Source organism: Flavobacterium sp. (assembly GCF_027484705.1).
Lineage (GTDB): Bacteria > Bacteroidota > Bacteroidia > Flavobacteriales > Flavobacteriaceae > Flavobacterium.
The window spans coordinates 64,377-78,665 of record NZ_JAIXSL010000019.1; the positions used below are offsets into that span (position 1 = coordinate 64,377).

Genomic DNA, 14,289 nt, shown 5'->3' on the forward strand with positions numbered 1-14,289 from the left:
GCTATTCAACATAATCTTAACGTAATCTTAACATAATTTTCGTGTTAAAAATTCTTAAAAATTTATTAGCTTTATAATGAACTAATAAATTTATATACACATGAAAAAATTTTTAATGATTGCCGCCTTCTTAGTTATTTGTTCTGCTCATTCACAAAGCTTTTGCGCACCGAATGGAGTTACCACCAACCCTACAAGTCCGGTTAACCCACAACAACCGACTTATCTCAACAATTTTAATTGGACAACCTCGAATCAGTTTTATCCAATTAATTCTACTTGTATTCCTAATGCCTTCACGTTAAATCCGTTTGAATCCAATCAGGCCGAGATGTTGAATCTTTCGATTCCAAAAGACATGAAACCTGTTGACGGATGGGAAATGATAGCCTATAATATGGGCTTTGACAACAATAATGTGCTCTTGCAGGCCACACCGGAGCACACTTACATTATGTTGTATAATAAATATACCGGTATTGTCCGAATCATTGTAAAATGGTGCAGGAATTCCAATTATAATGGCGCGCAGCTCACCCTTAAATTTGCGCCGGGATTCCAAACCAATATACTGGATATGTCGACTGGAGAAAAAGCGTTAAATACGCCGCACGTCAAAAATCCATCGATAAGTACAGCTTTAAAGTTTTATAATGATAACAATTCGTGGGGTTATGCCGATTTTAAATTAAACTACGACCCATGCACCTGTTCGTTCAGCGAAAATTCAAGGCTTTTCCTGTATTCTGAATTAATAACCAACTCGTCAGTGGTATTGACAGGAAAGATAAACGGAACGATAACAACTATAACGAATGGTCAGGGGAATGCAACTTCCAACGGGAATTTCTGGAAAACTGCAACTTCTATTAATTCTGCGGCCTCGCAGGTTCATTCGGGAGTACAAAGCTTCATGCAAAATTATCAGACGATATACCAAAACCTTGCCGATAGCGGAGTTACTATAAACGCCATCAACAGCCTGGGAACTTTCTTAAACAATAATAGTTTTATCAAATCAGGCTTGAAAGCATTCCCTTATGTAAGTGCGGGCGTAAAATTCCTCAGCGGATTATTCGGTGGAGGAGCTAGTGGAGACGGGCCAATAAGCCTTGCGCCTTTGAGTGTTAACCTTGATGTTAATATATCGGGTAATATTACAACGCAGGATCCGATGCACAATCAAACGATTGGACTGCCAGGTTCGATACACAATAATATCCTGCCGGGTACTGTTGGCGGTCAGCCTTTATATAACGAAACACTTGGTGTTTTTGCATTACTCAGCAATCCTGTTATGTATTATACGGAAAGTACCACAAGAACCAGTTTCTTAAACAGGGAATCTTTCGGTAGTTTTTCATCTCCTGAATATTGGGAATTTACGAATGACTATGATTTCAAACAAAGAAATTATAAATTGTCGGGAGAACAACTCAAATATGTAATTAATCCTGCAAGCCATTTACAGCTTCAAGACGCAGAGTTTATGTTAATGGTGGAATATGAAAAACCATCATTAAAGTATGGTGTTCTCTATCCGTCTCCAAAAGTTGTAGGAGTCAATATGGATACAGCAAACGGATTGCCAATCACAGGAACCGATACAGGGCCATCGGTTAATTTAGGGGAATTTATTTTCCAAAATGCATACAAACCAATTGGAGCTAATAATTTCAAAAACAACTATTCTTTTTCATTTTTAAACACTGTTACTCCGGTTACTACTTCTGGTAAAAAAAGAAGATTGTCTTACAACCAGTTTGCAACATTCGACAAATGGAGATGCTACGTCGGAAACGGTACTTTTCCATCGACTTGTGCATGGCAGTCAACATCAGTCAGACCCTTCAGCTATCAACAGACCAATGCTACATTACCGGTTTCGTGGACTTCACTGAGTACCTTTGATTTCAAAAGCAATTCAAATATATCGGTATCGAATCCTTCTCTAGTAACCCCAAGACAAGAATTCTTAAATCCTGTCATTAAAGGCTTCAAGCTTAAAATGGTTTTAAACTTAAAAAGGCTTGACGACCCAGATGCTCAAAACGTACTATACGTAGTTACTTACCCTGTAGATTTAAAAGTGGCGCCGGCAGGATATAACATGAGCGGATCAAATTATATCACAGACGCTCAGACTTATGCAGCGCAGCCAAATTACAACCCGGCTAGCCCTACGAATATTTTTGTTCAGGCAACCCAAAGCGAAATCACGGCACTTTGTACCAGTACTGCCTATAAAACAAACAGAGTCGGTACTACCCAATACAGAATGGCAGATGATCCGGACGCAATCGGTTCAGATAAAACCATTATGAAACCGATATTATTCCCTAATCCTGCAAAACAATTCATTACGGTAACAAAAAACGATTGTGAAATCATCAATGTGTCCGACATTTATGGCAGTACGGTTCTTGGAATCAATTCTAAAAACAGCAAAGGATTGCTTGCAGAAAATGAGAATGAAATTACCATTGATGTATCTTCATTAAAGAAAGGACTCTATTTCTTAAGATATAAAGACATTAATGGACTTGATTCCGTAATCAAGTTTGTCATTGAATAAATAACTTAGATTTTTACTGTAAAACCCATGCATTCTATAAAATGATTGTATGGGTTTTTTATTTCCAATAGAATTACTTTTAGTTTTTATTTAAGACATGAATAGCAGAAACTTAATAACTTTGGCACTCACTTATATTTTAAGCGAAACATAACATGGAAGAAGAAATCATCAATAGAGTAGCCAATAGTGCGTTGGAAGTTTTCGATTTAGAAGATTATTACACCAAAGGAATTCGATCGCAACTCGATATTTCACAATGGTTGCTTGAAGGATTCCTTTTGAAAGAAAAGGATTTCAGAGAAGCTTTGAAAAGTTACGATTGGACGCAATATCAAAATCAATATGTTGCAGTTTATTGCAGCACGGACGCCATTGTTCCGGCTTGGGCGATGATTTTAGTGTCATTGCATCTTAAACCCTACGCAGCAAAAACCGTTACCGGCAGTTTAGAAGATTTGGAAACCGCGCTTTATCAGGAAGTGCTTCCAACACTTGATTATACTTCATATAAAGACAAACCCGTTATCTTAAAAGGTTGTTCTAAAAAACCGGTTCCGATGAGTGCTTATATTATGGCTGCCCAACGATTACAACCTTTTGCAAAAAGCATTATGTATGGTGAAGCTTGTTCGGCGGTTCCGTTATTCAAAGCGGTAAAATCTTAAAATTCTATAGTTTGCATTGTAGCGTTATTAACTGTTTTTAATATCTTTACCCCGAAAATAAAACAAATTAACAGATGAAAAAAGGTTTATTATTAGGGTTGCTTTTGTTTAGCATCGGCTTGTCACGCGCCCAAGACGCAGAGAAAGAAATTATTGCCAACACAGAAAAAGCGGTAAAGAAAATAACAGATACTACAAGTAATGGCTGGAAGAAAAAAGGCAACATTATTTTTCTTTTTAACCAATCCAATTTCAATAACTGGGTAGCCGGCGGCGAAAATAATTTATCAGGAAATTTAGGAATCAATTATGATTTCAACTACAAGAAAAAAGATATTACTTGGGACAACAAAGTCATTGCATCGTATGGTTTGCTTCAAACTAAAAATTCTGATTTTGAGAAAAAAACCGACGACCGTTTTGAATTTAATTCTGTATTGGGTAAAAAAGCCATTGGACAATGGTATTACTCCTTCTTTTTGAATTTCAGAACGCAATTTACCAAGGGATATGTTTATGGGAAAGATGACTTTGGAAAAGAAATTAGAACCGAATATACTAACGTTTTCTCACCAGGCTACCTGACTTTCGGCCCGGGAATGTTCTGGAAGAAAAGTGACAATCTGAAAGTCAATCTTGCGCCGTTAACTTCGAAAATCACTTTTGTTGATGCTGATTTCACACTTCCTGAAAAAGCTTATTTTGGGGTTGAAGAAGGTGAAAGTTCGAGATATGAACTCGGGTTTTATGCCTCATCATATTACAAATTAGATTTGATGCTCAATGTTTCGATGGAAAACACTTTGAATCTTTATTCCAATTATCTCGAAGACGGCCAAAACGTAGACATTGATTATACCTTGTCCATGGTCATGAGAATCAACCGATATTTGACTACGAACTTGGTGTTTCAGGCGATATATGATGACAATGCATTTCGCGGATTACAAACAAGACAAATATTCGGATTGGCTGCGAATTACGGATTTTAAAATTAGATATAATACATAAAAAAAGACCTTTAGGATAAACTTAAAGGTCTTTTTTATTGGGTTTAAAAGGAAATGTTGCTTAATCTTCTTTTTCAACCGCATCCTCATAATCGGGATAAAGAAACTTGTTGTAAGGAAAACGTGTAATATGAATTTCGCGAACGGCTTCATAGACGCGTTTTCTGAATTCCTCAAGGTTTTCTTTATTGATGGCCGAAATGAACAACGCATTTTTCTCACCAACATCGTTCATCCAGGTTTGTTTCCATTCGGACAAAGTGTAATGCCTTTTTGTTTTTTCAGTAATGAGGTCATCATGATCAATAGTAAGATGCTTGTAGGCATCGATTTTGTTGAAGACCATCAAGGTGGGTTTGTTGTTGCTTTTGATGTCGAGCAGGATTTGGTTGACCGAGGCAATGTGGTCTTCAAAATCAGGATGCGAAATATCGACAACGTGCAACAATAAATCAGCTTCGCGCACTTCGTCGAGCGTGCTTTTGAAAGAATCGACAAGTTGTGTCGGCAATTTTCGAATAAACCCGACAGTATCGGACAACAGGAATGGTAAGTTTTTGATCACGACCTTACGAACGGTTGTGTCTAAAGTTGCGAACAATTTGTTTTCGACAAATACTTCACTTTTACTAATGACATTCATCAGCGTAGATTTACCAACGTTTGTGTAACCGACCAAAGCAACACGAACCATAGCGCCACGGTTGCTGCGTTGTATCGACATTTGTTTGTCGATGGTTTTGATTTTTTCTTTGAGTAATGCAATGCGGTCGCGCACAATTCGGCGGTCAGTTTCAATTTCGGTTTCTCCCGGGCCGCGCATTCCGATACCTCCTTTTTGACGTTCTAAGTGGGTCCACATTCCGGAGAGCCGCGGAAGCAAGTACTGACATTGCGCCAATTCTACCTGAGTTCTCGCATAGGAAGTTTCGGCTCTTTGGGCAAAAATATCCAAGATCAGATTGGTTCTGTCGAGCACTTTACAATTGAGGATTTTAGTGATGTTCTTCTGTTGTGAAGGCGATAGTTCATCATCAAAAATGACGGTGTCAATTTTATTTTCTTTGACGTAAAGATTGATCTCCTCCATCTTTCCGGTTCCGAGAAAAGTTTTCGGATTCGGGCGTTCCATTTTTTGGAAAAAGCGTTTGATGACTTCGCCACCTGCAGTAAAGGTCAGGAATTCAAGCTCATCAAGATATTCCGTAAGCTTTTCTTCAGGTTGATTTTGCGTGACGATGCCCACGACGACCGTCCTTTCAAAATTGATATTTTCTTTCTCTAGCATAATTAAATTTCTACTGCAAAGCTAATGAAAACCACAACAGTTATTTGGTTTTTCTGCTCATATATTAGGATTAACATTGCATAAAACCGTTAAAAAACAAATTTATATTAATGCTTTCATAATTTTTGTTAAATTTGGTGCTCGAAAATTACAAAACTATAATAAACCAACTAAATTTTCATTTTATGAAAAAATTTATTTTCATCCTTTTACTATCGTTTTCATCACTGCTCGGCTATTCTCAGTTAAATGAGGATTTTGAAAGCGCACCAGATACTCCGGATGCCTTTGGAGTGTGGACTATGAATTCCGGTAACTGGTTAGTAAAAGATAACCGGACTAACACCAACCCGAATTGGCGCAATGTTCAGCTGCCTCATGTGGCCAATAGCGGCAGTAGAGCTGCCTTTATCAACACACAAAATTTACCGGGAGTTTTAGCCGAAGAATGGTTGATAACACCTCAGCGCGTCATCGCGGCAAATAGTCAGTTGCGTTTTTTCACCAAACAGACGATTATTGGAGACGATAATCAGGCCAGATATCAGATACGAGCGTCTGCTTCTGCCAATCAGGATGACTTAACGGCTTATACGCTTGTTAAAGAATATACTGAAACAGAACTCAGTACCATTACTGCAACGCAACTCGACTATGAAGAAAAGATTATTGACTTGCCTTTTACCGGGGCAAGATATATTGCTTTTGTTAAAGTATCCACACAACCCGGACCTGCAATAGTTGGTGACCGCTGGTTGGTAGATGATGTGAAAATCGTTGAAAAATGTTTAGAACCTAAATTTCTTGACGTTAATACAGCAACAATAACGGCTACAAAGACAACATTACAATGGACCGCACCATCTGCTAGTTATACTACATTTCAGGTGCAATATGGGCCTGCTGGCTTTGTGTTAGATGTGCCTGCTCCAAATGTGATTACATCACCTGTATTCACAAGTTCTTCGACACCTAGAACTTATCAAGCAACTGGTTTAGTGCCTAGTTCACCTTGCCAATATTATGTAAGGTCGATTTGTCAGGATTCCAATAGTGCTTGGGAAGGGCCATTCAATTGGAATACCGATCCGTTAGGAATGACTTGTGCGGAACCGATTGAAGTGACACCATTGCCTTATTCTGATACTAGCAATACGTCAGTTTACGGAAATAATATTAGTGGTTCTACAACGGCAGCAGGATGTGGCGCGACAGCGGGCTATTTAGCATCGAGCGATGTAGTATACAAATATGTTGCTGCTGCTGATGGGAATTTATACATCACCATGGATCCTCACGGTGCCAACAATACCGGAGTTTTTGTTTATGCTAATGCCTGTTCCAGTATTGGAGGCGCTTGTCTTGGCGGTGTAGGAAACACTAACTCTAATATCAGAATTATACCATCTGTACCTGTAACAACAGGACAAACGATATATGTAGTGATTTCATCTACTGCTGCTACAACAAGTTTCCCTTATACTTTAAATATACAGTACGCAACTTCTTGTCCTCAACCAACAGGACTAGGAATTAACTCAGTGGGGCCGACAAGCGCAACAGCTACTTGGTCTCAACCTACAGGTTCAGCGACTGCATGGGAAATCGCTGTTCAGACTGCCGGGGCAGCTATTCCGGTGGGAGCAGGAACTCCAACCACCCAGAACACAGGCTATACTTTTACGACTACTTTGGCAGGCGCTCCTTTAGAAGCCGCAAAACCTTATCAATATTGGGTAAGAAATGATTGTGGAGGCGGTATTTTCAGCCCATGGTCAGGACCTTTTTTGTTTGATACCTCTGTTTGTCCGATAGCCGATAAATGTAATTATACTTTTACACTTACCGATACAGGAACAAATGGTTGGGAAGGCGGAAGAATGCAAGTGATCCAGAACGGATTGATTGTGGCTACGCTTGGCGCAACGATTACAAACGGCGGTCCAACAACAGTTACGGTTCCGCTTTGTAACACTGTTCCTTTCGATTTATTTTGGAGCGTTGGAGGTGATGCACCTGACGAAATCAGAATCAGTATCAAAAACAGTTTCAACCAGCAGATTTATGCGATGACTGCCGCGAGCCCTACGTTGATTGGAACTACTTTATATACAGGTACGGTGGATTGTATTAATCCTTTGTGTTTGCCTCCAACAGGACTTGCAGTTCCTGCGGCGACTGTAACTTTTAATACCGCTAGAATCAACTGGACAGTTCCGGTAGTAGCACCTTTAGGTTATGAGATTTATGTAGTAACACAAGGATCACCGGCTCCTACGGCCAGTTCAACGCCGACTTATACTACTAATACACCTCCTCCTTTTTTCATTACCGAGTTATCTGTACCGGTATTGTTGCCAGACACAAATTATACCGTGTATATACGATCAGTTTGTTCTGCAAACGGTCCGAGTGTATGGACGAGTGGCATCAATTTTAAAACCAAAGAAAGATGTTTTAAACCTACACTGGCAAGTTTAACGGCAACTGAAATCGGAACTAATACAGTCAAATTAGGTTGGACTAACGTGGGTACTGCAACGGCATGGGAAGTGATTGTATTGCCGGCGGGTTCTCCAACACCATTACCGACGGATCCATGGATAACAGCACCAACCAACCCTTTTATATATACACCAACAACAACACCACTATTGAATCCTGATACGGCTTATGTGTTTTATGTAAGATCTAATTGTGGTGGCGCTGATGGCTATAGTAGCATTGTGGGGCCAAAAGCTTTTACAACTTTGCCTACCTGTTTTAAACCTACCTCGCCAGCGGTACCGGCTGCGTCTATTACGACGACTACTGCTACTGTAACTTGGGTTAAAGGTCAACCAACTGACTCCCAATGGCAAATTTTATTAATTCCCGCAGTGGCTGGCCCAACTGGCCCGGTTGCTCCTGCTGCACCTACGGCCAACCCTGATATAACGAATGGAACATTATCGTTTGTGACAACTACTTTCTCTCCACTTCCTTTAACAGGTTTAGCTTCAGGAACTATCTATTATTGCTATATTAGAACGATTTGTTCTCCAACGGATTCTAGTAATTGGACTCCGACAGCTGTTGTGTTTAATACCTTAATATGTGATCCTGTTAATAAATGTAATTACAAATTTGTTTTAACCAATCCTAACGGTAATTCATGGAATAATGGTAGAATGCAAGTAAGACAAAACGGGATTGTCATTGCTACTTTAGGAGCTGCTCAAGTAAACGGAGCCCCAGTATCTGTAGCTTTGTGTACGGGCGTTCCTTTTGATTTATTCTGGAATACAGCAGGAACAGTTCCAAACGATATTGGCGTTTCTATTCAAAACCCTTTTTTAGATGTTATTTATACAAAAGCACCTAATGAAGGAACGCCATTGACGATTTTATACAACTCCACTGCGAATTGTACGCCAGCCGCTTGTTCAAAACCAACAGGCATGACGGCAGTTACTACAACCAATAGTGCCACTTTGAGTTGGACCGATAATTCAACGCCGCAGGCAACACAATATGCATTGTATGTTGTCCTGACAGGAGGCCCGGCACCAACCAATATTCCGCCGACGCCTGCAACCATTTCGCCAGTTACGAATCCTTATGAATTAACTTTATTCAATGGAGCACCACTAACGCCATCTACATCTTATACATATTATGTAAAAACGCTATGTGGTCCTGGAGAGGAAAGTAACTGGACTACATTAACGCCAACGATATTTGTTACCAAGCCATTAAACGATGAGTGTTTAACAGCTAAACCAGTACCTATAAATTCTGGTCAAACTTGTCTTCCAGCCAATACGGTATCCAGCACAACGCTTGGTGCGACGGCTTCGTTACCAATTTTATCACCTCCATTAGCGGGAACCGGTTGCGGACAAGCCAACAATGATGTTTGGTTTAGTTTTGTGGCTCAAGCGCAAAGCCAAAGCCTTAACTTTAGTAATTTGGTAGCTACACCGAGCACTGCTACTATAAACCATAGCGTCTTTTCAGGAACCTGCGGGACTTTAACAAAATTAAGTTGCAGCACCGCTTTGAATAGCTCAGTTACTGGATTAACAGTCGGAGAGACTTATTTCATTCGAGTATATAATGCGTCAACAACAGCCAATCAGTCGGTAAATTTTGATTTATGCATCACTTCTCCTCCGGCAAATGATAATTGTGATGGCGCTATAGATGTTCCTGTGAATCCAAATCAAGTTTGTACACTTGTCACTTTAGGAAATACTTTGGGGGCAACACCATCATTGCCTGCAGGAACAGGAGCAAATTGCGGAACGACGGATGATGATGTGTGGTTTAAATTTGTTGCCACAAATAATATTCATATCATTAATACAAGCAACAATATAGTTGAAACACCTAGTACAGCGACTATTGCCATCAACCATTCACTATGGTCAGGATCATGTACGGGAGGATTGATTAACCTATATTGTAGTGCAGGACCAGATAGTGTTGCTACAGGATTAACCATAGGAGACACTTATTACATTAGAGCCTATTCTGCAGGAAATACAGCAGGCCAATCGGCTACATTTGATGTGTGTGTTAAAACACCGCCGCCTCCAGCAACCAACAATGAATGTGCTACTGCAATAGCACTTACCGTAAATCCTTCATCCACATGTAACTCTACAACTCCAGGAAATATCATTGGCGCTACGGCTTCACTACCAGCTCCAACAACTTGTGTAGGAAATGCAAATGACGATGTTTGGTTTAGTTTTGTAGCGCTTTCTCCAAGACATTTTATTTCTTTATTGAATGTACAAGGTACCACACAAGATTTGAATCATGCTGTTTACTCAGGAAGCTGTGGCGCATTGACGCTTAAATATTGTAGTGCAGCCAATTCTTTACAAAGTAATAACGCAACATTTGTAGTAGGTCAGACTTATTATATCAGAGTGTGGTCTAATTCAGCCGCAAGTCAGGTGGCTACATTTGATATATGCGTAAAATCGGTTTCTACGTGTCAAAACGCACAGCCGTTCTGTGGTTCTTCCCCATCAACGCCTTATATTTTCGAAAATACTACAGGAATTCTTAGCACGGGAGAAATTGCTTGTTTAGGTTCTAATCCTAATCCAACTTATTATACTTTGCATGTAGGAGAAACAGGACCATTGGCATTTAATATTCTTCAAAACACAGTGATAGACGCTGCCGGAAACCCTACAGGAACCACTCTGGATGTAGACTTTGTGGCTTGGGGACCATTTACTTCGACTCAGGCATGCCAACAAATTGCTTTTGTAGATTGCCCTACGTGTCCGTTTGATAATTTCCCACCTACCAATAGTACTTTTTACCCACTTGGTAATATTATTGATTGTAGTTATTCTGGAAGTTTTACCGAAACCCTTAGTATTCCGAATGCGCAACAGGATGAGTATTATGTAATCTTAATTACTAATTTTAGTGATGATCCAGGTTTCATCAAATTAGTTCAAACCAATTTTGATGACCCCGCAGCAGGTGAAACAATTTGCTGTAGTGTCGGATTAGGACCAGACAAATCAGTTTGTGACCCAACAGTTACACTTAACGCATTACAAGACCCAGATGATCCGAACAATGTACCTTCTACATTTGAGTGGTATTATAATGGTTCAACTACACCTATCCCTGGCGAAACCGGAGCATTACTTACTGTTTCTCAGTCTGGAACGTATAAAGTTACAGGAGCCTGTGGTTTGAATCCAGTTGAGGACGAAATTCTCGTAACATTTAATGTGACACCAACTCCTGTGGTTACCATAACGCAACCAACTTGTGCGGTATTAACAGGAACAGTAGAAGTTACAGCGCCAGTTTCTCCAACAACAGGAACAGTGCGATCTAATTTGTTTATATCCGAAGTGACAGATGAACCGTCGGGATCTACTTCTCCATCATTATCTTATGTGGAGCTATTCAACGGAACTGGCGCTGCGATTGATTTAAGTAATTATAAGTTGAAAGTATATACCAATGGTGCCACTACAGCTAATGGTGACGTAGCATTGTCAGGAATAATCGCCAACAATGCTACAAAAATCTTAAGAATAGGCACTCCGGTTACCGATCCTGATCAAGGAGGTGTTTCCCCTGCTTTAGTTCTTAACTGTACAGGTGTTAATACAGACGATAGCATCGTACTGACTACAAGTACAGACGTGGTGGTTGATGTTTGGGGTGTTAATGGGACTAGCTTTACTCCTTTAAATGCAGCAGGATATGACTACAGAAGAGACCCTGCCGTAGTTGCTCCGAGTACCACTTGGAATGCTGCGGATTGGACCGTTGTGGACTGGAATGCTACGACGCCTCAAAATTATACAGATGTAGGTTTGTTTACTTCAAGCACTGTTATAACCTATCAGTACAATATTGATGGCGGAGCATGGCAAACCAGTACGACATTCAGTAATGTTGCTGTTAGCCCTCCTGCTCATTTTATCCAAGTGAAAGATATAAATACAGGTTGTATTTCAACACTGAATGATATCAATATTCAACCTGCCGTATTGAATCCTCCAGTGACGACTATAGTTTATCCGACTCCGGTGTGTAACAATGTAGCAACGATAAGTCCGGATACTTCAGCGACAGGGTTTACCAGCGGTGGTACTTATAGTTATACGACAATTCCACTAAATTTACCAAATACGCTTTTGATCAACGCATCAACAGGAGTAGTTGACGTAGCGGGTTCAGAACCTGGAACTTATACGATTACTTATACTGTTCTTGCCGATTTACCGAATTGTATTGATACCGGTCATACGGATTTTACAATTACGATAAATCCAGTAATTGTTCCTGATTTTGCTCAGTTCCCGGCATATTGTCCAGGAGCAGTTGTGTCAACGTTACCAGATTATTCTCCTAACGGAGTGCAAGGAGTTTGGTCACCACCAACCATCGATAATCAAACTATTGGTCAGACTACCTATACGTTTACACCGCTTGCAAACCAATGCGCATCGGTTAAAACTTACGATGTTGTGATATCGGTACCGACCATTGATCCTACTTTCAGTATAATTACTTCATTCTGCTCAGGAACTACAGCACCTACATTACCTGCAACATCGAATGATGGTATAACCGGAAGCTGGTCGCCTGCAACAGTAAGCAATACAGCCGACGGGGCTTATGTCTTTACACCAAATCCAGGGCAATGTGCGATTCCAAAAACGATTAACATCACAGTGACTGCTCCAACGGTTGTTCCTACCTTTAATCCTATTGCCTCATTTTGTGCCGGAACAGCTGCACCTGCATTACCAGCAGCATCAACCAATGGCATCACAGGAGACTGGTTGCCAGCAACAATTAGCAATACGCAAACAGATAATTATGTCTTTACACCAACTCCAGGTCAATGTGCTTTACCAGAAACTATTACGGTTACAGTGACTGCTCCAACGGTTGTTCCTACATTTAATCCTATTGCACCATTTTGTACCGGAACAGCTGCACCGACATTGCCAGCAACATCAACCAATGGTATAACAGGAGACTGGTTGCCAGCGACAATTAACAATACGCAATCGGGTAATTATGTCTTTACACCAACACCTGGGCAATGTGCTTTACCGGAAACAATTACAACAACGGTAACCCAGTATGAAAACCCTGATTTTGTTGACACATTGACCCTATGCTCAGGAGCCACAGCACCGGCTTTACAAACAACGTCGCCAAACGGTCTTATCGGAACATGGGCTCCAGGGGTCATTGATTCAGTTGTGCCAAATAGTTATGTATTTACGGTAACACCGATAACAGATCGTTGTTTTAATCAACAGACGTTAACGGTTACGATAGCTGATAATCCTGACTTTGCTATTGTAGGAGGTTGTCTAAATGGCAATTATTTATTAACGGTAACTTCTGATTCAAATTTTCAAACCGCTAGCTATATTTGGAAAGATGTTGCATCTGGGAATGTTGTAGGAACTACTAATCCGCTTACGATATCTCAGGTTGGTAATTATTCCGTTGAAGTAACTTATCAGGGTTGCTCAGCTACTAAACCATATAATGCGACAACAATTTCCTGTACCATCCAGAAAGGAATTTCTCCTAAAGGAACTGGAGTTGGAGATAATTCTAATGACTTCCTCGATTTAGTAGGACAAAATGTAGCAAAACTTGAAATTTTCAATAGATACGGATCTAAAGTTTATAGCAAGACAAACTACACTAATGAGTGGTATGGTCAGACAGATAGTGGCGATGAGCTTCCTGATGGAACCTATTTTTATGTTATTGAAAGAAATGGTGAACAATCAAAAACAGGCTGGATTTATATCAATCATGAAAAATAACAGAGATATAAATTAGCTTAATCGATAAAAGACAGCAATCAAACAATTCAATACATAAGAAAATGAAGAAAATATTTTATACCACTTTAATAATGGTTTTTGCATTATTCGAAGCCAACGCCCAGCAAGACCCGCACTACACGCAGTATATGTATAATATGAACGTGATCAACCCGGCGTATGCAGGCTCGAAAGAGAATTTGTCTTTCGGATTGTTATACCGCAAACAATGGGTAGACATCGAAGATGCTCCGGCCACGTTCTCGCTTTCAGGATCGTTGCCTGTCGGGAAAAATGTAGGTGTCGGACTTTCGATAATCTCTGATAAAATTGGCCCCGTGGAAGAAAACAATGTGTATGGTGATTTCTCGTATACATTGAATTTAGGTGGCGAACACCGTCTGGCTTTTGGTTTGAA

General features: G+C 40.1%; 6 protein-coding genes. 5 read left to right on the plus strand and 1 reads right to left on the minus strand.

Annotated elements, in window-relative coordinates; all coding sequences use genetic code 11:
* Positions 1–100 precede the first annotated feature (100 nt).
* The 3 genes from Q0058_RS11940 to Q0058_RS11950 all read left to right on the plus strand — a co-directional run bounded on the left by Q0058_RS11940 (position 101) and on the right by Q0058_RS11950 (position 4,235).
* A complete protein-coding gene (locus tag Q0058_RS11940; RefSeq protein ID WP_298224230.1) occupies positions 101–2,575 on the plus strand; it encodes a T9SS type A sorting domain-containing protein in 2,475 nt (824 codons plus the stop codon).
* Between the two features lie 155 nt (positions 2,576–2,730).
* Positions 2,731–3,243, plus strand: a complete 513-nt coding sequence (locus tag Q0058_RS11945) for a DUF2480 family protein (protein ID WP_298224232.1) — start codon at positions 2,731–2,733, stop codon at positions 3,241–3,243.
* A gap of 74 nt (positions 3,244–3,317) precedes the next feature.
* Entirely contained in the window at positions 3,318–4,235 is a 918-nt protein-coding gene (locus Q0058_RS11950; protein WP_298224234.1) for a DUF3078 domain-containing protein, read from the plus strand.
* 79 nt (positions 4,236–4,314) lie between these two features.
* Here the strand turns inward: Q0058_RS11950 and hflX are convergent, their stop codons facing one another.
* Positions 4,315–5,541, minus strand: a complete 1,227-nt coding sequence (gene hflX / locus Q0058_RS11955) for a GTPase HflX (protein ID WP_298224236.1) — start codon at positions 5,539–5,541, stop codon at positions 4,315–4,317.
* Between the two features lie 185 nt (positions 5,542–5,726).
* Here hflX and Q0058_RS11960 point away from each other — a divergent pair, with 185 nt between their 5' ends.
* Together Q0058_RS11960 and Q0058_RS11965 are read left to right on the plus strand one after the other, a co-directional pair.
* The gene (locus Q0058_RS11960; RefSeq protein WP_298224238.1) at positions 5,727–13,871 is read left to right on the plus strand and encodes a gliding motility-associated C-terminal domain-containing protein; all 8,145 of its coding nucleotides are present in this window, start codon (positions 5,727–5,729) and stop codon (positions 13,869–13,871) included.
* A gap of 62 nt (positions 13,872–13,933) precedes the next feature.
* Positions 13,934–14,289, plus strand: a 356-nt coding sequence (locus Q0058_RS11965) for a PorP/SprF family type IX secretion system membrane protein (RefSeq protein WP_298224240.1), incomplete at its 3' end; no start/stop codon positions are given.

What these genes read in the sequence shown, in the direction of transcription:
- Q0058_RS11940 (WP_298224230.1), top strand. Translation starts at nt 101, where the DNA reads ATGAAAAAATTTTTAATGATTGCCGCCTTCTTAGTTATTTGTTCTGCT.
- hflX (WP_298224236.1), bottom strand. Translation starts at nt 5,541, where the DNA reads ATGCTAGAGAAAGAAAATATCAATTTTGAAAGGACGGTCGTCGTGGGC.
- Q0058_RS11945 (WP_298224232.1), top strand. Translation starts at nt 2,731, where the DNA reads ATGGAAGAAGAAATCATCAATAGAGTAGCCAATAGTGCGTTGGAAGTT.
- Q0058_RS11950 (WP_298224234.1), top strand. Translation starts at nt 3,318, where the DNA reads ATGAAAAAAGGTTTATTATTAGGGTTGCTTTTGTTTAGCATCGGCTTG.
- Q0058_RS11960 (WP_298224238.1), top strand. Translation starts at nt 5,727, where the DNA reads ATGAAAAAATTTATTTTCATCCTTTTACTATCGTTTTCATCACTGCTC.